The organism is Microcella putealis (genome assembly GCF_004216575.1).
In the GTDB taxonomy this organism is placed as follows: domain Bacteria; phylum Actinomycetota; class Actinomycetes; order Actinomycetales; family Microbacteriaceae; genus Microcella; species Microcella putealis.
On sequence record NZ_SGWW01000001.1, the window covers coordinates 672,229 to 691,478 of the forward strand.

Below are 19,250 nucleotides of genomic sequence, written 5' to 3' on the forward strand. Positions count from 1 at the left end.
TCGATCATGGCGCGAGCGTAGTCTGGCCGCGTGACGACGGCCCTGAGAACCGACCGGTACGAGCTGACCATGATCGAGGCGGCCCTCGCGTCGGGGCGCGCCAAGCGGCGCTGCCGCTTCGAGGTATTCGCCCGCCGTCTTCCCGCCGGCCGCCGCTTCGGCGTCGTCGCCGGCACCGGTCGATTGATGGATGCTGTCGCCGACTTCCGCTTCGACGGCGCGACCGTCGAATGGCTGGCCCGCGAGGGCGTCGTCAACCCCGCGACCCTCGAGAAGCTGCACGACACCACGTTTTCGGGCTCGATCGAGGGCTACGCCGAGGGCGAGCTGTTCTTCCCAAACTCCCCCGTGCTGAGCGTCACCGGCACCTTCGCCGAGGCCGTCGCCCTCGAGACCCTCGCGCTCAGCGTGCTCAACCACGACAGCGCAATCGCCGGGGCCGCCGCCCGCATGGTGGCCGCCGCCGACGGCCGGCCACTCAGCGAGATGGGCTCGCGCCGTACCCACGAGGAGGCCGCCATCGCCTCAGCCCGCGCCGCCCACATCGCCGGATTCGGCGCCACCTCGAACCTCGCCGCAGGCGAGCAGTGGGGCGTGCCGACGATGGGCACGGCGGCGCACTCGTTCACCCTGCTGCATGACAGCGAGGAGGAGGCGTTCCGTGCGCAGGTGGCCGCCCTCGGCCCCGGCACGACCCTGCTCGTCGACACGTACGACGTCGAGCGCGGAGTCGAGACCGCGGTGCGCGTCGCTGGCCCCGACCTCGGAGCTGTGCGCCTCGACTCGGGCGACCTGCCTCAGCTCGTGCGCCAGGTGCGCGCACAGCTCGACAGCCTTGGCGCCACGAACACTCGCATCACCGTCACCAACGACCTCGACGAATACACGATCGCCGCCCTGCGTGGCACCCCCGTCGACGCGTTCGGCGTCGGCACCGCCCTCGTCACCGGCTCCGGCGCCCCCACCGCGAACTTCGTCTACAAGCTCGTCGCGGTCGAGGAGGGCGACGGCTCGTGGCGCCCCGTCGCGAAGGCCTCGAGCGGCAAGGCGTCGCGCGGCGCCGCCAAGCGCGGCCGCCGCCTCATCGGCGCCGACGGCGTCGCCCGCGCCGAACTCGTCATCGTCGACGAGACGCACGACGGCATCCCCGACGGGCCCGCCGACCGCGACGAGCTGCGCGATGCCGGGGCGAGCATCCGCGATCTGACGGTCGCCTACGTCACGAACGGCGAGATGGATGCGCGCTACCGCGGCGCGGACGGCGTACGCCTCGCGCGCGCCCACCACGCCGCAGCCGTCGGCGAGCTGCCCGCCGACGCGCTGCGCCTCAGCGCCGGCGAGCCCGCGCTGCCGACCGTCTTCCAGTAGAGCAAGCGCCCACGGACGCGATCAGCTCGCGGCGGGCTCGGCCTCGGGGTCGGCGACGCGCTGGCCGACGACCGCGCTGACGCCGTCCTGGCGCATGCTGACGCCGTAGAGGGCGTCGGCGATCTCCATCGTGCGCTTCTGGTGGGTGATGACGATGAGCTGCGAGCTTTCGCGCAGGTCGCGGAAGATCGTCAGCAGGCGGCCGAGGTTCGCGTCGTCGAGCGCGGCCTCGACCTCATCCATGATGTAGAACGGGCTCGGCCGGGCCTTGAAGATCGCGATCAGCAGCGCGACGGCCGCCAGCGACCGCTCGCCACCGGAGAGCAGACTCAGCCGCTCGATCTTCTTGCCGGCGGGCTTCACCGCGACCTCGATGCCCGTGGTGAGCATGCTCTCGGGGTCGGTCAGCATGAGGCTGCCCGAGCCCCCCGGGAACAGGATCGGGAACACCTGGTCGAACGCCCTCTGGGTGTCGGCGAACGCCTCGGCGAAGATGTGCTGCATCGTCTTGTCGAGCTCGTCGATGATCGACAGCAGGTCGCGGCGCGTGTTCGCGAGGTCGGTGAGCTGCTCGGTCAGGAACTTGTGGCGCTGCTCGAGGGCGGCAAACTCTTCGAGCGCGAGCGGATTGACCCGGCCCAGCTGCCCGAGCTTACGCTCGGCGCGGGCGAGGCGCGCCTGCTGCTCTTCGCGCACGAACGGTTTGCCGGCGGTCGGCGTTCGCAATTCAGGATGCGAATCGTTGGCGTCGTGACCGCTTGCCGAATCGGCGCCGTCTTCCTGAATGGTGGACGCCGCCTGGCTCGCCACGAGTTCGGCCACGCGCCGCTCGGCGGCTGCGTTGTCGGCGTCGGCCGCGTTCTCGTCGTCGCCGTCATCGGCCGACTCGGGCTCGTTCTCGGCAAACGGGTCATCGGGGTCGATGCGGGCCGCGGCCTCCGCGGCAATCGCGTCCGCCACCGCCTGCGCGGTGCTCGTCAAGGCGTCGTCGTCGGGCACCGGCACCTCGGGCCCGTACTCGGCGACGAGCACGTCTTCGACGAGACCGAGTTCGTCACCGGCGCGCTCGAGCAGCTGCGAGAGGTGCAGCTTCTTCTCGTAGATCTGCAACTCGAGGCCGTGCACGCCCTCGGTGATGCCCGACAGGCGCTCGCGCAGCCCCGCCTCGGTGCGGCGCAGCTCGCTGAGCTCGTCGTTCTGCTGAGAACGCTCGGCCTCGCGGGCGTGCAGCGCAACGCGGGCTTCGGCAACCGAGCGGTCGGCGGCGGCGAGCACAGCGGGCAGGGCCGCGGCGACGCGACGCGCGGCATCAACCTGGCGCTGGCGCAGCACGGCGCGACGCGCGGCCTCTTCGGCGGCGGCGCGCTCGGCCTCGCGGCGTCGGCGCAGCTGCTCGGCACTGTCACGTGCGGCACGCACCCGCTCGCGGGCGGTCTCGAGGGCGATGCGGTGCTCGACCTCGGCCGCCCGAACGGCGTCGAGTTCGGCGACGAGGCCGTCGCGGGCGCTCGCATCGAGCATCGGTCGGGGGCGCGACGAGAACTCGTCGAGGGCCTGCTGGGCGGCGGCCGCGGCGGCCTCGGCTTCGCGCACGCTCTCCTCGGCTCGGCCCACGCCGGCGGCGAGGCGCTCGGCCTCGGCCTCGGCGGCCTCCGCCTGCGTGCGCGCACGGGACAGCTGTTCACTGCGGGCCGCGCGTTGCGCATCCTGATCGCGCACGGCGGCGAGGGCCGCAGTGGCGTCTTCCTTCGCCGAGAGGAGTTCGTGACGCGAGTCGTCGAGCACGCCGCGGGCGCGCTCGATCTCGGTCGAGACGTCGTCGAGGGCGCTGGATGCGGTGTCGCGCTCGGCCGCCAACTCGAGGCGGCTGCGGCCCGCTCCGGAGCCGCCGCGCAGCACGGCGCGCGACAGCACCTCGCCGTCGCGCGTGACAACGGTGACGCTGGTCACGGCTCCGAGCCGCTCGACGGTGGGCCAGGCGGCGCGAGCGGCCTCGAGGTCGTCAGCAATGAGTGTGTGGGCGAGCAGCGACAGCACGCCGTCGGGGGCCGTGACGACACCTGATGCGCGCACGAGGCCGCCGGTCGACTGCAGCCCACTCGTCGGATCGAACGGCGTGATGAGGTCGGCGAGCACCACCTCGACGCGGCCGCCCTGGTCGTCGCGCACGCGGCGCAGCGCTTCGAGCCCGGCGTCGAGGTCGTCGGCGAGCACGGCGTCGGCGAGGGTGCCGAGCGCGGCCGCGATGGCCGCCTCGTAACCGGGGGTGACCTGCAGGTGGTCGCTGACGAGTCCACGCACGCCATCGGTGCCGGCGAGCCCCGCCGCGCCGTCACCCGTGTCGACCGCCTGCGAGAGGGCGCTGACGCGAGCGGCGAGGGCGTCGCGCTCGCGCTCGAGTGTGTGCAGCTGCTCGCGCTCGGCATCGATGCGGGCGGTCAGCTCGGCGACGCGGGCGTCGGCCGTGGCGAGCGCCTCGTCGAGTTCAGCGTCGGCGCCCTCGGCCTGCTCAAGCTCGGGCAGGGCTGCGAGGTCGGCGCGGGTCTGGGCGACGCGCGCCTCGGCCTGCTCGAGGGCGTTCTGCTGGCGCAGCAGCTCGCCGCGGGCGGCGGCGAGGGTCGAGCGGGCCACGTCGACGCGGCCCGACAGGCCCTGCAGTTCAAGGTCGTGCTGCGAGACGAGCGCCGACTGGGCAGCGATCTCCTCGTCGAGCGAGTCGAGGGCGGCACGGGCGGTCGCGGTGCGGGCGGCGGCCTCGCCGACGCGGCGCTCAGCCTCGCCGACACCCGCGGCCAGCTCCTCGGCTTCGGCGAGCGCCTCGTCGATCTGGCCCTGGGTCACGGTCGTTTGCGCGCCGGGCGCCTGGGCCTGCTGGCTGAGCAGCGTGAGCTTCTGCTGGGCGAGCGACGACAGCGAGCGCAGCCGCTCTTGCACCTGCTCGAGCCCGAAGGCGACGGCGCGCGCCTCGTCGACGGCGTCGCCCACCATCTGCGACTCGATGCGCTGCACGCGCAGGCGCGCCTGGTCGAGCTGCTCTTGCACCACGATGCGCTCGCTCGTGCGCTCGGCCTCGGTGCGCTGGTGCTCGTGCAGGGCGCGGCGCAGCGTAACGACCTCGTCGGCGAGAAGCCGGGCACGCGCATCCCGCACAATCGCAGCGATGGTCTGCGCCTCGCGCGCGATCTCGGCCTGGCGCCCGAGCGGGGTGAGCTGGCGGCGAATCTCGCCCGCCAGGTCGTTCAGGCGGGTCAGGTTCGTCTGCATCGCCTCGAGCTTGCGCACGGTCTTCTCTTTGCGGCGGCGGTGCTTCAAGATTCCGGCGGCCTCTTCGATGAAGCCGCGGCGTTCTTCGGGGCTCGCGTGCAGCACCTTGTCGAGCTGGCCCTGGCCGACGATGACGTGCATCTCGCGGCCGAGCCCCGAGTCGCTCAAGAGTTCTTGCACGTCGAGCAGGCGGCAGGCGGCGCCGTTGATCGCGTACTCGCTGCCGCCGTTGCGGAACAGCGTGCGCGAGATCGTGACCTCCGAGTACTCGATGGGCAGCATCCCATCGGAGTTGTCGATCGTGAGGCGCACCTCGGCGCGGCCGAGCGGGCCGCGGGTGGCGGTGCCGGCGAAGATGACGTCCTCCATCTTGCCGCCGCGCAGGGTCTTCGCCCCCTGCTCGCCCATGACCCAGGCGAGGGCGTCGACGACGTTCGACTTGCCCGAGCCGTTCGGCCCGACGATGCAGGTGACGCCCGGCTCGAAGTGGAAGGTGGTCGGTTGCGCGAACGACTTGAACCCCTTGATGGTCAAGGACTTCAGGTGCACGGGCGACGCCTTACGGTTCGGAAACGACAGCGGGACAGGCCTACCGTACCGGCTGGCCGGTCAGTAGTCTGGCGGGCTGGCCGCGCAACGGCGACCCGCAGAACGGAGCCACCATGCAGGGCCTATCGATCACCGAGGTCGAGATTCCGGACAGCGTCGACGCCGACAACGCCGCCGACTTCCTCGCGTGCGTCGAGGTGCGCAGCACCGTCTGGGCGCACGACTCGGGCAGCGCCGACGAGGTGCGCCCCGCCGACGAGATGCTGCCGGTCTGGCGCAAGCAGGAACACGAACCGAAACGGATGCTGCTCGCGCGCCTCGACGGACGCCCCGTCGCGCGCGCCATCACCGAATACCGCGCGGGTGACACGTCAGACACGGCCTGGCTGCACGTCGAGGTGGTGCCGGAGGCGCGGGGGCGCGGCATCGGCGCCGAGCTCGCTGCCCGAGCGGAGGTGCTCGGCCGCGAGGTGGGGGCGACGAAGTTCATCGTCTACGCGCCGTGCTGGAAGGTCGGCGGGCCGCGGCTCGCGGCACCCACCGGCTTCGGCGACGTCGCCGCCGACACGGCTGAGACGCGGCTGTTGCAGCGCATGGGCTACCGGCTCGAGCAGGTCGAGCGCGGCAGCCGCCTGCCGCTCCCCGTCGCGCGCGAGGTCATCGACGCGATGCGGGCGGATGCGGAGCGCGCCTCGGAGGGCGAGTACCGCATCCATTCGTGGACGGGGATGACGCCCGTTCACTGGCGCGAGGACATGGCGCAGCTGATCACTCGCATGAGCACCGACGCTCCGTCGGCGGGGCTCGAAGAGGAGGAGGACGTCTGGACGGTCGAGCGGCTCATCGCCGACGAGACGATCACCGCCGAGGGCCCCTCGACCGAGTTCACGACGGTCGTCGAGCACGTGCCCTCGGGCCGGCTGGCGGGGTTCACGACCCTGATCGCGCCCGATGACATGTCGCGCCCGATCGACCAGGACGACACGATCGTCGTGCGCGAGCACCGCGGGCACCGGCTGGGGATGCTGCTGAAGGTCGCCAACATCGCGTACGTGCAGGATGCGCGCCCTGGGCATCCGCGCATCGTCACCTACAACGCCGAAGAAAACCGCCACATGCTGAGCGTCAACGAGGCCCTGGGCTTCGAGCCGTTCGTGTACGAGGGGGCGTGGAGGAAGGACGTGGTGGGCGAGGTGTAAGGCGCGTCGTGCGGTGGCCGCCGCTCGTCGGCGCCGAGAGCGCTTGCACGCGGTGGCCTGCTTCCACAACAGCGGGAAGCAGAATCGCTGTCACGATCCCGCGGTTGTGGAAGGTGGCGGGCGGGTGGACCCCTCGCGGCTGTTCACGGCGATCCACCGGAGGCACAAAGTGCGGCGAAACGTCAGTTGTGGGGGTGTCTCCGCGTGGAGTGCCCCACTACTGACGTTTCGAGGCGGGTTTGGGCGGTCTCGTCCGGAGCGGTGAGTCTCGCGCGTTGCACGAGCGTGACATGAGGCACAGGCATAGCGGGGCGGGCGGGGCTGGTCGACCGCGGCGGCGCGACTCGGCCAGGACTATTCGGGCAGGACGACTCAGGCAGCGCGACTCAGGCTGCGCGCCTCAGGCCGCGCGGCGACGGGGGCGCGGCTGGCAGCGGGGGCAGAAGTGCGAGCCGCGGTTCATGAACTGCTCGCGCACGATCAGACCACCGCACCGCGAGCACCCCTTGCCCTGCTGCCCGTAGGCGCGCAGCGAGTGGCTGAAGTACCCGCTCGCCCCGTTCACGTTGACGTACTGCGCGTCGAATGAGGTGCCGCCCTCCTCGAGCGCCCGCGCCAAGACGATTCGCACCTCGGTCAGCAGCTCGCGCACCCGAGCGACGGGCAGCGTCGCCGTCGGCCGGTCGTAGTGCAGGCGCGCCGCCCACAGCGCCTCGTCGGCGTAAATGTTGCCGATGCCCGAGATCAGCGTCTGGTCGAGCAGCGCCCGCTTGATGCCGGTGCGCCTCCTTCGCAGCGCCGCGATGAACGCCGCGTCGTCGAACGCCGGGTCGAGCGGGTCACGCGCGATGTGCGCGACCTGGCCCGGCACCAACGCGAGCGCTGAACCGAACCCGCCGGCCGCCCCGTCAGGCGTCGCCTGCAACGGGTCAAGTGCCATCGACCCGAAGATGCGCTGGTCGACGAAGTTAACGAGCAACTCGCCGTGCTCGGGGTGCACGATCTCGAAGCGGATCCGCGTCAGCGGCCCGTCATCCGCACCCCGGTCGCGCAGCAACACCTGACCGCTCATGCCGAGATGCACGACGAGGGCCTCGACGGGGTCGCCGAAGCCTCCCTCGCCGACGGCCACGGGCATCCACAAGAACTTGCCGCGCCGAACGGGCGCGACGAGGCGCGCCCCGGTGAGCCGGTCAATGAAGTCTTCGGCGGGCCCGTCGTGGCGCTTCAGCGAGCGCTCGTCGAGCACCTCGACGCGCTCGATCGTCGCGCCGGTGACGGCGGGCGCGAGGCCGTGACGCACGACCTCAACCTCGGGTAATTCGGGCACGGATGCTCGCCTCGCGTCAGAAAAAGCGGCTTACGCCGACTGCGCCGACAGCACCGTCCACGCCTCCAGCGCGGCGGCCATCTCGGCCTGCTTCTTGCTGGTGCCGGTGCCCGTGGAGACGGCCTCACCGTCGACGATGACGGTGGCGGTGAACACCTTCGAGTGGTCGGGCCCGGCGTCGACGACCTCGTACGCGGGGGCGCCGCGACCGAGGCGGGCGACCATCTCTTGCAGCGAGGTCTTTGGGTCCATCGCCGCCCCGAAGCGGGCGGGGTCAGCGAGCAGCGGGTCAATCAAGCGCAGCACGAGCGCGGTCGCGTCGTCACCACCGCGGTCGAGGTAGACGGCGCCGATGATCGCCTCGACGGTGTCGGCGAGAATCGACGACTTGTCGCGGCCGCCGGTGAGCTCTTCACCCTTGCCGAGCTTGAGGTGGTCGCCGAGCCCGATCGAGCGCGCGACCTCCGCGAGCGCCACCGCCGAGACGAGAGACGCGCGGCGCTTCGCCAGCTCGCCCTCGTCGAGGTCGGGGTAGCTCGTGTAGAGCATGACCGTCACGGCCTGGCCGAGAATCGCGTCGCCCAGAAACTCGAGACGCTCGTTGTTTGCCGCGCCGCCGTGCTCGTACGCCCACGAGCGGTGGGTTAGAGCGAGCTCGAGCAGCTCAGGAACGAGCGTGACTCCAAGCGCGCGAACGAGCGCCGAACGGTCGGGCGTGTGCCCGACCTCAGCGCTCGCCGCCACGGATGGTTACCCGTCGCCGATCAGACGTCAGCGACCTTGCGGCCCTTGTACTCGAGGAACAGCGGGGTGCCGGCCGAGTCTTCAACGACCTTCGCGCGGTGCGGGAGGCTGTAGACGACCTTGCCGTTCTCAACGGTCTTGACGAGCGTGGGGACCTCGGCCTTCCACTGCGAGCGGCGGGCGTGGGTGTTGGCGCGCGACTTCTTCCGCTTCGGAACAGCCATGGTGTCTCTCTTCTCTCTCAGCCGCGGCGCGCGGGCGCACGCGGTTCAGTCTCTGGTTGGTGTGGGTGCCGGTGTCAGTCGGTGTCGGGGCCTGTGTCGCCCGCCCGGAATCCTTCCAGGGCGGCCCACCGCGGGTCGGTGACCTCACGTTGCTTCTGTTCGGCGTGGCCGCTCAACTTCTCGCCGGTCTCGGGGTCGAGGCCGGGGCAGTCATCGCGACACACGGGTTGGAACGGAAGCGCAAGCACAACCGCGTCCCGAACTACGGGTTCACAATCCACGTGATCATCGTGAACCGTGTAGTCGACAGCGTCCTCAGGAGAATACGCGAAAAGCTCCTGGAATTCGACTTCGAGGGGCCGGGAGACCGGTTCGAGGCAGCGCACGCACTCCCCCGACATGGTCGTCTCGAGCTCGCCGGTGACGAGGATGCCGTCGTGCAGGCCCTCGAGCCGCAGGTCGAGGGCGAGCTCGGTGCCCTCGGCGACGTAGGCCGCTCCGACGCCCAGCTGCTCGGGCACATCGAAATCGAGCGTGCGCTCACGCATCTCGCCGGGGCGGTGCATGAGGTCACGCACCAGAACGAGGTAGGGAGAGGTGGCTGCGGGCATAACCGTTAAGTGTAAGCGCCGCGACATCCACCCCCGATCAAACGGTGGATGCCGCGGCCTGATCAGGTTAGGCGGCGTCGCCTCCGCGTAACCCCCGACGACACTGGGAGGGCGCCTGATCAGCCCTGCGTAACCGCCGTGAACGCCTCATCGAGTGCGACGAGCGCTCGCTCGACCTCAGCAGGCGTCACGACGCACGGCGGCACCACGTGGATGCGGTTCTCGGCGGCGAACGGCAGCACGTGGCGGGCCATCAGCTCTTTCTTGAGAGCCCCGATGACGGATGCTGCCACCGGCTCGCGCGTCGCCCGGTCGGTCACGAGGTCAAGCGCCCAGAACACGCCGAGGCCGCGCACGTCACCGATCATCGCGTGCTTCTCAGCGAGGGCACGGAGGCCCGGGCCGAGGTGCTGCTCGCCGATCATCTTGGCGTTCGCGACGATTCCCTCGTCCTCCATCGCGTCGATCGACGCGACGATCGACGCCATGGCCAGCGGGTGCCCCGAGTAGGTGAGGCCGCCGGGGAAGACGCGCTCGTCGAACGCGGCAGCGATCTTCGGCGAGATCACGACGCCCCCGACGGGCACGTAGCCCGAGTTCACACCCTTCGCGAACGCGATGAGGTCAGGCACGACACCCTCGGGGTTGACGCCCTGACCCTGCCAGGCGAACCATTCGCCGGTGCGGCCGAAGCCGGCCATCACCTCGTCGGCGATCCACACGATGTTGTACTTGTCAGCAATTGCGCGCACCCCGGCGAGGTACCCGGCGGGCGGCGCGAAGATACCGGCGGTGCCGGGCACCGACTCGAGCACGAGCGCCGCGATCGTGTCGGGGCCTTCGGCCTGAATGGTGCGCTCGAGGTGCTGCAGGGCGCGCTCGCACTCTTCCGCCTCGGTCGTGGAGTGAAACTCGCTTCGGTACAGGAACGGCCCGAACACGCGCAGGTGACCCCACGCGTACTCGTTCGGCATGCGCCGCCAGTCGCCGGTCGCGGCGATCGAGGCGCCCGTGTTGCCGTGGTAGCTGCGGAAGGTCGAGATGACCTTGTGCTTGCGCGTCGTCAGGCGTGCCATGCGGATGGCGTTCTCGATGGCGTCAGCGCCGCCGTTCGTGAAGAACACCTTCGCAAAGCCCGGGCCCGCCTTCTCGACGATGCGCTTCGCAGCCTCACCGCGGGCGAGGTTCGCGTGCGCGGGAGCGACCGTGGCGAGCTCGGCCGCCTGCTTCTGAATGGCCGCGACGACCTTCGGGTGCGAGTGGCCGATGTTGGTGTTGACGAGTTGGCTCGAGATGTCGAGGTAGCGCACGCCGTCGTAGCCCCACACCTCGCTGCCGGAGCCGCCGGCGATCACGAACGGGTCGAGCGTGGCCTGCGCGCTCCACGAGTGGAACACGTACTGACGGTCGAGCTCGTAGGCCCGCGCGCCATCGGCGGGGTCGAGCTCGGAGTGGGCGGGGGCAGTGGTTGACCGGTTCATCGTGTCGGTCATGGTTATCGGTTCCTTGAACGCGAGGGATGGGAAGTGCGCCGGTGGGCACCGACGCCGCTATCGCTCATTATGACGCGACTTTTCGCCCCGTCACGCCCCGATTCCAGCGTCGCGCACGAGGCCCGCGATGCGCTCCTTGAACGGGAAGAAGCCGCGCGTCGCGTGGGGCCAGGCACGGGCATCCCACCCGCGCAGCGTGGTCTCGATCGTGACCCCCTGTGCGGCGGCCTCCGCGCGCGCCGCCGCCAGCGCGTCGGCGGCGTAGCCGACCGGCGCGTAGGCGGTCACGATGCGGTCGACGTCGTGCTCGTTCGCGAGGGCGACGAGGGCGGATGCGGTGACCTCCTCGATCACGGATTCCGCGCATCCGAATCGCTCGCTCGCGCGCTGACCCGCGTCGGCGAGCGCGCCACGCTGGAACGCCTGCACACCCGACGCCGCACCCCCGGGACCGCGGGGCGCGCCCCGCTCCGGCCGCACCACCCCCACCACCTCGACGCCACCGAGGGGCAGCGATTCGGGGTGCAGGTCATCCTCGCCGAGCAGCAGCAGTGCCCGCCCGGCGGTCACCGGCCGCGGCTCGGGGGCCGCGCTTGCGGGCGGCGGAGGCGGCCCGTCGAGGGCCTCGGCCGTGGTTGCGAGGCCGCGGGGCCGGTAGCGCCCGTCGGTGTAGCGCGCGATGTTCTCGGCGCTCGCCTGGTACGTCTTGCCGCGGGTCTGCAGGCCGGCGACCCACCGCCAGCTGAGCGTGTTCGAGGCGGGGTCGCCGTCGAGCAGGTGCCGCAGGAAGAAGTCGGCGCCGAGCTGCCAGGGCAGGCGCAGCGTAAAGATCCAGATGCTCGCGAACCACATGCGCACGTGGTTGTGCAGCCAGCCGTCGGCGACGAGCTCGCGCGCCCAGTCGTCGAATCCGTCGATGCCGGTGCGCCCCTCGATCGCGGCGAGGTACCGCTCGCGCACCCCGGCATCGACCGGCAGCGGATGCTCGCCGTCGTCCATGAGGCGCGTCACGTCGGCGTTATAGTCGCGCCACACCCCCGGCCGCAGTTCGAGCCAGCCCTTCCAGTAGGTGCGCCAGAACACCTCCTGCACGAACTTCTCGGGGGCACGCGTGCCGTGCCGCTCGATGACGGCGGCGACGAGCTCGCGCTCGGTGATGAGCCGGTGCCGCACGTAGGGCGACAGCGCGCTGACCGTGGTCTCGGCGCCGAGGCCCCTGTCGTGGTTGCGGTCGCGAGCGTAGGCGGCGCCGAGGCGCGGCACGGCGTCCATGGCTCGGCGGAGGCCCGCGACGCGGGTGGGGGAAAAGAGCTCGGCACTCGTCACGTCTCACAGTGTCAGCGAGCGCGCCGGGCGTTCGCTGAGGGGCGATCGCTAGCCTTCCGGGCATGACGCTTGAGCCCGGCTCCCCCGCCGAACTGCGCTGGCGCAAGTGGGACGGCTCGCCGCACTGGGTGCACCCCGTCATCGTGCTCGGCGAGGACGACACGGGCGTGTGGTTCGGGCAGCAGCAGGGCACCGTGAGCCGCCGGCCGGGCGCCGACTTTCACGCCTACCGGCCGAACGTGAAGGTGCTGATGCCGGGCGCGCAGTGGATGCCCGCGTTCTTTCCCGATCGCGACGGCGCCCGCATCGGGCTGTACGTCGACATCGCGGCCGAGCTGCGGCTCGAACCCTTTGGCGCTTCTGCCATCGATATGGACCTCGACGTCATCGTGCGCGCGCCGCGCCCCGCGCCCTACATCGACGACGTCGACGAGTTCTCGCATCACCGCCGCGCGATGAACTACCCGAACGCCGTGGCGGCGCGGGCTCTCACCGACGCGCGCCGCGTGCGTGAGCTGGCGGCGCGACGCGAGGGTGTCTTCGACGGGCGCGCCGAGGCGTGGCTCGCGCTTATGGAGCGCTAAGCCGCTCGAGCGCGGGCAGGGCGACGCGGGCGTCGTCGGGCTCGCGGTCGGTAAGCGACCGCGGTGCCATGACCGCGAGCACCCGGCGCCACCACGGACGCGCCGCCCGCAGGGCCGCCAACACGCCGTCGATGGGCGGAGCCTCAACGGTGCGTCGCGGATCGTCGTACGCGCGAGCCTCGAGCGCCGTCACGAGCGGGGCCAGCACGGCCACGTCGACGCTCCACCGCACCGCGAGCTCGCGCACCGTGCGGGTGGCCTCGGCGGGCAGGCCGAGGTCGCGGGCGGTGTCGCGCACCTCGCGCCAGGCGTCCAGCGGATCGCGGGCGTGCATCCGCCGCCTGCGCCGAACGGCCCGCCACACGGCGGGCGTGACGAGCAGGCCGCCGAGAACGATCACGAGGGCCGCGACAATCAGCGTCGAGCGGATCACGGGGTCGGCGAGCACGGCAGCGATGCCGGTCGCGTCGTCTCCGCCGTCAACGCTGCCGTCGACGAGTCCGGGAATGTCGCCGTCGGTGATCTCTTCGCCGGGGTCGGTGACCTCGGGGTCGACCGGGTCGATGCTCTCGGTGGGCGTGTCGGGGTCGGGTAGCGGCTCGTCCTCGCCCGGCGGCAGAGGAGCGTCTTCGCCGATCGGCACCTCGTCGAGCGCGTAGTCGGGAATCGTGCCGAGGCTCGGAGTCGGCTCGAAGCGCACCCAGCCCAGCCCGTCGAAATGCAGCTCGGGCCAGGCGTGCAGGCTGTCGGAGCTCACGATGAACTGGCCGGGTGCCTGCGGGTTCGGCACGCCGGGCAGGAAGCCCACCGCGATGCGCGACGGAATGTCGAGGGTGCGCGCCATGAGGGCCATCGCGCTCGAGAAGTGCACGCAGTAGCCGCTGCGCTCGACCAAGAACTGCGCGACGATGTCGGCGCCCGTGCCGTCGTAGCCGCCCTCGACGGGCGCGTCCTCCGAGTATTGGAAGGCCCCTCCCGTGAAGAAGCGCTGCAGCGCGAGGGCCTGCTCGTACGGCGTGCGCGCCTCGGCCGTCGCCTCGAGCGCCGCCTCTTGGATGCTCGGGTCGAGCGCGTCGGGCAGCTGACGGTACGCCGCCAACTCGGCCTCCGTCACGGTGGCCGCGCGCAACTGCTCGGTGGTCGGCGCGGCCTCGAGGCTCACGACCGTGTACACGTCGGCACGGCTGACGCCCGCGGCCGCGCGCACGGTCACGCCCTCGGGGTCGACGATCCAGCCGTCGTCGAGACCCGCGACCGTCGTGGGGGCGCTCGGCAGCGGCAGCCACTGGGTGCGCAGCGACGCCACCTCGATGCGCGTGCGCAGCTCTCGCGTCTCGACCGAGTCGGGCAGCCAGAGCGGGCCCTCGAGGGTCGACAGGGGCTCCTCCCCCGGCGCGTCGTCGAGCGGCTGCACCTCTTGCCCCTCGAAGACCGCGAGGTGCGAGAGCGTGAGGTAGACGCCGCTCTCGGCGTCGGTCGAGTAGCGCAGCGCCTCGACGGGGTTCGAGCGGCGCAGGTCGTCGCCGAGCTCGATGACCGGGTTGACGCCGGTGACGAGGCTCGCCGGCCCGGTGCCGGCGGGCGTGTCGCCGGTGACCGCGGTCGGCAAGAGCCCGGGCACCACGACGGCGGCAACGAGCACCGCGCCCACGGCGGCCGCGAGACGCGCCGTCGCCGCCCCGCCCGTGCTCGATGCTGGCCGGTGCAGGGCGAGCACAACGAGGAACGCGGCGGCCGTCGCCAGCACACTGCCGAGCGGCAGCGCCCCCGGCACGACGATCACCGGAATCGCGAACAGCCCGAGCAGGGGAATCGCGAGCAGGGCCGGCCGGCGCGTACCGGCGACGACCGCGTCGGCAATTACCGCGAGCAGGCCGACGCCCGTGACGAGCAGAAACCTGAGGCCCTCATCGGCGATCGCCGGCACCGCCTGCTCGACGATTGAGAGCTCGCCGTCACGAATCAGCACCGAAAAGCGGGCAAAGGTTTCGGGGGTCGGCACCACGAGCAGCACGGTCGTGTCGAGCGCAAACCGCACGAGCACCGCCACGAACAGCGCGACGAGCCCCGCCGTCAGGGCCCAAAAGCCCCGCCACACCGGCACGACGCGGCGAACGACGGCGGAGGCCGCCACCGCAATCGCCGAGACGATCATCGTGAGGCCGTACCAGCCGCCCTCGGCCAGCAGCACGCTGAGGCTGCTGAGCGCCGCGCCGATGGCGACGAGCACCGCGACGCTCAGCCACCACGCGGTCGGGGCCGGCCGCGCCGAGCGCGGAGGGCGACCGGCGCGCGACGTCGCTGACGGGCGCATTTCGGGCGCGAGGGCGGTCACGCGCGCGCTCCGCGCAAGATCGCCGTGGCGTCCGGGCCGACGCTCGAGCCGTCGATGAGGCGCTGCCAGGCGGCGTCCACCGAGTCGGCGGCGTGAGCAACGGCGACCCTCCACCCGGCGCGCGTGAACACCTCGGCCGTGGCGAGAAGCTCGGCCGACTCGGCGGAGGCGTGCGGGGTGACCAGCAGCAGCGAGGCGGCGGTTCCGGGGGCGCGCTGGGCGAGCATCCAGTCGATCGTCGCGCCCGAGGGCTGCGACGCGAGCGCGACGATCGGAACCGACGGATGCGCATCCAGCGGCAACGGGGACCCGTCGCTTGGCGAGGCCCGCAGCATCGCCAGCTCACCCAGCACCGCGGCGAGCGCCGCGGGAATGCCGGGGGCGTCGCCGAGCGGAGGCTGCTCGGGCTGCACCGTCGACGTGCGCAGGTCGACGGCGTAGCCGCGCTCGACGAGGTGGCCGGCGGCCGACGCCGCCATGCGCACGCCCCACTCGAACGACGGACCGCTGGGCGGGCCGTGCCGGAGCGGCCGCATGTCAATGTCGCGGTACGCGTCACGAGCGGTGTCGATCAGCAGCCGGGCGCGCGGGCCGGCCTGCGGCTCGTCTTGCCGCACCATGAGCTCACCGTGGCGCGCCGTCACCCGCCAGTGCACGCGGCGCAGCGCGTCGCCTGAGCGGTACTCGCGCGTGACGACATCGTCGTCGGCTCGTTCGCGCGAGCGGCTCGTGCGCGGCCCGGCGTCGGACGAGGGGTCGGGCACGGGCCCGGCAGCGAGCGGCACGACCACGGGCACGATCAACTGGGCGGCCTCGGCGACGGTGTCGGTGACCCGCACCGCCAGACCGATGGGGTCGCGCTCTTCGATCAGCAGCGAGCCGACGGTGACCACGCCGCGCTCGGCCGGCCAGTAGCGGTAGCTGAAGGTGGCGGGGCGCGTGCGACGCACGTCGGGCAGCCGACCCGGCCCCGCGTATCCCGGCCGCATCGGAACCCGCTCGATCCACTCGGCGGCCCGCGCGCGGCCCGACACCGTGACGGTCACTGTGACCGGCTCACCGACGGTCGCGACGACCGGGTCGAGGTGGCGCCCCACGCGCAGCCGGGGTCGCGACGAGGCCACGAACACGATCGCCACTAAGGGTGCGACGATCGCGATCACGCCGACGGCGAGCAGCTCAGGGCGCTCGAGCAGATAGGCGAGGGTCGTGATGGCGGCACCGACGAGCACGAACAGCACGCCACGGAGGGTGGGGCGGGGCACGGAACGCGACGCCCGCTCAGCCGTCAGCCTGCGGCACCGGCACCGGCGTCGTCGCGATGATGCGCTCGATCACCTCGTCGACGTGGCCGACGGGGCGGCCGTCCGGATGCTGCGCTCGCGGCACCAGGATCACCCGGTGCGACAAGACGGTCGTCGCGAGCGCATCGATGTCGTCGGGGACCACGAAGTCGCGCCCGTCGAGGGCGGCGCGGGCGCGGGCTGCACGCACGAGCTGCAGCGTTGAGCGCGGACTCGCCCCGAGACGCAACGCTGTGTCGTTGCGGGTGGCCGCGGCGATCAGCACGGCGTAGCGCTCAACCGCCGGGCTCACGTACACCTCGCGCACGGTGCGAATCATGCGGGCGAGCCCCGCGACATCGACCACGGGGCGAAGGTCATCGAGAGGGCTTGTGCGCTCGCGGTCGCGCAGCATGCGCTGCTCGTCGTCGATCGCCGGGTACCCGATCGAGATGCGCGCCATGAAGCGGTCGCGCTGAGCCTCAGGCAGGGCGTAGGTGCCCTCCATCTCGATGGGGTTCTGCGTCGCGACGACGAGGAACGGCTTCTCGAGGGGGTGGGTGTGACCGTCGACGGTGACCTGCCCCTCCTCCATGCACTCGAGCAGTGCCGACTGGGTCTTGGGGCTCGCCCGGTTGATCTCATCGCCGATGACGATGTGGGCGAAAACCGGCCCCGGGGTGAACTCGAAGGTGCCCGTCTGCTGGCGGTAGACGCTCACGCCGGTGATGTCGGCGGGCAGCAGGTCGGGGGTGAACTGGATGCGGCTGACGCGGCCGTCAACGCAGCGCGCGAGCGCGCGGGCGAGCACGGTCTTGCCGACGCCCGGCACGTCTTCGATGAGCAGGTGCCCCTCGGCCAGCAGCACGGTCAGAGCGATGTCGACGGCATCGGGCTTGCCGTCAATGACCCCGTTCATGGCCCGCCGGATGGCATCGCCCGCCTCGCGGAATTCATCGAGGGTCATGGGTCGCACGGCGTCGTGCGGGGTGGTGGTGTCGCTCATCGTCGTGCTCACTCTGCGTACTCTGCCACGCGAAAGCGACGAAACGCCCGAGATCTGCGTGTCGAGCTGAGGAAATCCCGTCTCAGCGGTGGCCGGATGCGCGGATCGGCGTGGTCAGCGCCGGAACGGGTCGCCGATGCGGCGCCCCAGCACGAACCACGCGAGGGTTCCGACGATCGGGAAGAAGAACACGATCACGACCCAGAGCACCTTCATCGGGGTGCTGAGCTCGGACGAGCGAGCAATCTGCAGCAGCGCGACCACGACCAGCACGATCCACAGCAGGCCGAGCACAAGAAAGACGACGGCGAGGCCGGTGAACCCTGAGATTGACTCCATGGCCTTGACCCTGGCACAGACGCACAGACGTGTCGAGGATGCGACGAGACGGCGCCGCACACGGGGCTCTGCGGCTCGGTCGTTCGGCGCGAATCGTGAACGAATCGCCGTATTCCTCTTGCGGGATGCGTCGAGAGCGCGCTACGGTCTAGGTCGCTCACACGCCGAAAGGAGGCCGCGCATGTTTATCACCACCACGGGAAAGACCCGTTTCACCGCCGGCTTCGTCGGCGTCCTCACCGCATAGGCGGGTAGCGCTCTCGCCACCCGATCTGCCGGTGGCGACGCTCACGAAGCTCGATTCCTCGCTCGGTGCCCCGCGCATCCGACGCGTCAGCGAATCATCGCCGCGCCTCCGCGCGCGGCGCCGATGGCGTGTGCCTTTAGCCGCGCCTCGGCTCCCCCGCAACACCCGTCTTTCTCGCAGTGAGGAACCCCCTCGTGACCATCACGACCCACACCCCGTCCCCGGTGTCGACGCAGCCGCGTCGGCCCGAAACTGAACCGATACGCCCGAGCGTTCGGCACCCGCGTAGCCGCGCCGGTCGCCAGCTCACCCTGATCGACCGCGCCGCCCTCACCATCGGCGTCGGGCTCGTGATGTGGAGCAGGCGCCCGCGCACCGTCGCGAGCACGCGTCGGGCAACGAGCACCCGAGCCCTGCGGCTCGCCGCGGTGCTCGCGAGCGGTCAGAGCGCGCGGTACGAGTACCACGCGCTCGCGCAGAGCGCACCCCCGCGATGAGTGCGCTGCCCGCCCGGGCTATCATGCTCGGGCGGGCTTACCCGCGCTTCCGTGGCTCTGCTCAGATGAGCAACCTAGCCTGAGGTCACGGAATCGTCGTCGTTAGGCTAGGAGAATCCCACAGGATGCGCGCACTCATCACCCGAGGAATCGAACTGTTTGACCGCTTCGTCGTCTGGACGATGGACAACTTCGGGGTGAAGTTTGCCCGACTCGCGATTGGCGTCGTCTTCATCTGGTTCGGCGCGCTCAAGATCATGGGCGACCTCAGCCCCGCCTACGACCTGGTCGCGGCGACCGTCTACTTCCTGACGCCCGAGATCATCGTTCCCCTGCTCGGCGTCTGGGAGGTCGCGATCGGGCTGGCGATCCTCTTCCCACCGACGACCCGACTGGCGCTGCTCATGCTGATTCCTCAGATGCCGGGCACGTTCCTGCCGCTGGTGCTGCTGCCCGAGGTCACCTTCACGGTGATTCCTTTCGGGCTGACGATTGAGGGGCAGTACATCGTCAAGAACCTCGTCATCATCGCCTGCGCGCTCATCATCGGCGGTCACGCGCTGCGCAAGCACAAAGCCGACACCGAGAGCATCGCCGTGCCTTAGCGGGTGGACGCGTAACTCCGCTCCGCGCTCCCCAGCGGGCGCGGGCGCCATGGTGCGAGCGCGCGGGCCTCACTACCTACGGCTGAAGAGTCGCGCGAAGAAGCCTGGCTCGTTCTCGTGGCCTTGGCAACGCTGCGACTGCGGGATGCCGCGCATCACCTGGGTGACGTGCTGGCCGCACCCGGTCCAGGTGGCCTTGCCGCACTTGCGGCAGGTGATCTGCTGGCACATGACTGACTCCTCGTG

At 71.3% G+C, this 19,250-nt stretch carries 17 protein-coding genes; 5 read left to right on the plus strand and 12 right to left on the minus strand.

Annotated elements, in window-relative coordinates:
- Positions 1-30: 30 nt before the first annotated feature.
- Positions 31-1,368 carry a nicotinate phosphoribosyltransferase gene (locus tag EV141_RS03295; RefSeq protein ID WP_130484522.1) on the plus strand — a complete coding sequence of 446 codons (1,338 nt, stop codon included), beginning with the start codon at positions 31-33 and terminating at the stop codon, positions 1,366-1,368.
- A 21-nt stretch (positions 1,369-1,389) separates the two neighbouring features.
- Here the strand turns inward: EV141_RS03295 and EV141_RS03300 are convergent, their stop codons facing one another.
- The gene (locus tag EV141_RS03300) at positions 1,390-5,181 is read right to left on the minus strand and encodes a chromosome segregation SMC family protein (RefSeq protein WP_130484523.1); all 3,792 of its coding nucleotides are present in this window, start codon (positions 5,179-5,181) and stop codon (positions 1,390-1,392) included.
- A 113-nt stretch (positions 5,182-5,294) separates the two neighbouring features.
- Between EV141_RS03300 and EV141_RS03305 the strand changes: the two genes are divergently transcribed.
- Positions 5,295-6,380 (plus strand): GNAT family N-acetyltransferase, encoded by a 1,086-nt coding sequence (locus EV141_RS03305; RefSeq protein ID WP_130484524.1) that lies wholly within the window; start codon positions 5,295-5,297, stop codon positions 6,378-6,380.
- A 400-nt stretch (positions 6,381-6,780) separates the two neighbouring features.
- Here EV141_RS03305 and mutM read toward each other — a convergent pair whose 3' ends face one another.
- The 6 genes from mutM to EV141_RS03335 form a co-directional block, all read right to left on the minus strand.
- Positions 6,781-7,710 carry a bifunctional DNA-formamidopyrimidine glycosylase/DNA-(apurinic or apyrimidinic site) lyase gene (mutM, locus tag EV141_RS03310; RefSeq protein WP_130484525.1) on the minus strand — a complete coding sequence of 310 codons (930 nt, stop codon included), beginning with the start codon at positions 7,708-7,710 and terminating at the stop codon, positions 6,781-6,783.
- Between the two features lie 30 nt (positions 7,711-7,740).
- On the minus strand, positions 7,741-8,454 hold the full coding sequence (gene rnc / locus EV141_RS03315) for a ribonuclease III (protein WP_130484526.1): 714 nt from the start codon (positions 8,452-8,454) through the stop codon (positions 7,741-7,743).
- Positions 8,455-8,474: 20 nt separating this feature from the next.
- Positions 8,475-8,678, minus strand: a complete 204-nt coding sequence (gene rpmF / locus EV141_RS03320; protein ID WP_096421009.1) for a 50S ribosomal protein L32 — start codon at positions 8,676-8,678, stop codon at positions 8,475-8,477.
- Positions 8,679-8,752: 74 nt separating this feature from the next.
- Positions 8,753-9,289 (minus strand): YceD family protein, encoded by a 537-nt coding sequence (locus tag EV141_RS03325; protein WP_130484527.1) that lies wholly within the window; start codon positions 9,287-9,289, stop codon positions 8,753-8,755.
- Between the two features lie 119 nt (positions 9,290-9,408).
- A complete protein-coding gene (locus EV141_RS03330; RefSeq protein ID WP_375880265.1) occupies positions 9,409-10,782 on the minus strand; it encodes an aspartate aminotransferase family protein in 1,374 nt (457 codons plus the stop codon).
- Between the two features lie 90 nt (positions 10,783-10,872).
- Positions 10,873-12,108, minus strand: a complete 1,236-nt coding sequence (locus EV141_RS03335) for an FAD-binding domain-containing protein (protein ID WP_241968985.1) — start codon at positions 12,106-12,108, stop codon at positions 10,873-10,875.
- Positions 12,109-12,170: 62 nt separating this feature from the next.
- Between EV141_RS03335 and EV141_RS03340 the strand changes: the two genes are divergently transcribed.
- Entirely contained in the window at positions 12,171-12,692 is a 522-nt protein-coding gene (locus tag EV141_RS03340; protein WP_130484528.1) for a ribonuclease FAU-1 family protein, read from the plus strand.
- Here EV141_RS03340 and EV141_RS03345 read toward each other — a convergent pair.
- The 4 genes from EV141_RS03345 to EV141_RS03360 form a co-directional block, all read right to left on the minus strand.
- The gene (locus EV141_RS03345) at positions 12,679-15,027 is read right to left on the minus strand and encodes a transglutaminase TgpA family protein (protein ID WP_130484529.1); all 2,349 of its coding nucleotides are present in this window, start codon (positions 15,025-15,027) and stop codon (positions 12,679-12,681) included. The two genes, EV141_RS03340 and EV141_RS03345, sit on opposite strands and share 14 nt — an antisense overlap.
- A complete protein-coding gene (locus tag EV141_RS03350; RefSeq protein WP_130484530.1) occupies positions 15,024-16,268 on the minus strand; it encodes a DUF58 domain-containing protein in 1,245 nt (414 codons plus the stop codon). The genes EV141_RS03345 and EV141_RS03350 overlap by 4 nt, the downstream gene beginning before the upstream one ends.
- Positions 16,269-16,308: 40 nt before the next feature.
- Complete coding sequence (locus EV141_RS03355; RefSeq protein WP_375880266.1) at positions 16,309-17,316, minus strand: AAA family ATPase; 1,008 nt, start codon at positions 17,314-17,316, stop codon at positions 16,309-16,311.
- Between the two features lie 114 nt (positions 17,317-17,430).
- Positions 17,431-17,655 carry a PLDc N-terminal domain-containing protein gene (locus EV141_RS03360; protein ID WP_130484531.1) on the minus strand — a complete coding sequence of 75 codons (225 nt, stop codon included), beginning with the start codon at positions 17,653-17,655 and terminating at the stop codon, positions 17,431-17,433.
- A gap of 441 nt (positions 17,656-18,096) precedes the next feature.
- Here EV141_RS03360 and EV141_RS03365 point away from each other — a divergent pair, with 441 nt between their 5' ends.
- Both EV141_RS03365 and EV141_RS03370 read left to right on the plus strand, forming a co-directional pair.
- Positions 18,097-18,399, plus strand: coding sequence for a hypothetical protein (locus tag EV141_RS03365; RefSeq protein ID WP_130484532.1), 303 nt, complete (start codon positions 18,097-18,099; stop codon positions 18,397-18,399).
- A gap of 125 nt (positions 18,400-18,524) precedes the next feature.
- On the plus strand, positions 18,525-19,004 hold the full coding sequence (locus EV141_RS03370; protein ID WP_130484533.1) for a DoxX family membrane protein: 480 nt from the start codon (positions 18,525-18,527) through the stop codon (positions 19,002-19,004).
- Positions 19,005-19,076: 72 nt separating this feature from the next.
- On the opposite strand, the gene EV141_RS12305 is transcribed toward EV141_RS03370, so the two are convergent.
- Positions 19,077-19,235: a hypothetical protein gene (locus EV141_RS12305; protein WP_185740164.1), complete on the minus strand. Its 159-nt coding sequence runs from the start codon at positions 19,233-19,235 to the stop codon at positions 19,077-19,079.
- Positions 19,236-19,250 lie beyond the last annotated feature (15 nt).

Coding starts and splice junctions, on each gene's coding strand:
- EV141_RS03305 (WP_130484524.1), top strand. CDS start 5,295: ATGCAGGGCCTATCGATCACCGAGGTCGAGATTCCGGACAGCGTCGAC.
- rpmF (WP_096421009.1), bottom strand. CDS start 8,678: ATGGCTGTTCCGAAGCGGAAGAAGTCGCGCGCCAACACCCACGCCCGC.
- EV141_RS03325 (WP_130484527.1), bottom strand. CDS start 9,289: ATGCCCGCAGCCACCTCTCCCTACCTCGTTCTGGTGCGTGACCTCATG.
- EV141_RS03330 (WP_375880265.1), bottom strand. CDS start 10,782: ATGACCGACACGATGAACCGGTCAACCACTGCCCCCGCCCACTCCGAG.
- EV141_RS03340 (WP_130484528.1), top strand. CDS start 12,171: ATGACGCTTGAGCCCGGCTCCCCCGCCGAACTGCGCTGGCGCAAGTGG.
- EV141_RS03355 (WP_375880266.1), bottom strand. CDS start 17,316: ATGAGCGACACCACCACCCCGCACGACGCCGTGCGACCCATGACCCTC.
- EV141_RS03360 (WP_130484531.1), bottom strand. CDS start 17,655: ATGGAGTCAATCTCAGGGTTCACCGGCCTCGCCGTCGTCTTTCTTGTG.
- EV141_RS03370 (WP_130484533.1), top strand. CDS start 18,525: ATGCGCGCACTCATCACCCGAGGAATCGAACTGTTTGACCGCTTCGTC.
- EV141_RS12305 (WP_185740164.1), bottom strand. CDS start 19,235: ATGTGCCAGCAGATCACCTGCCGCAAGTGCGGCAAGGCCACCTGGACC.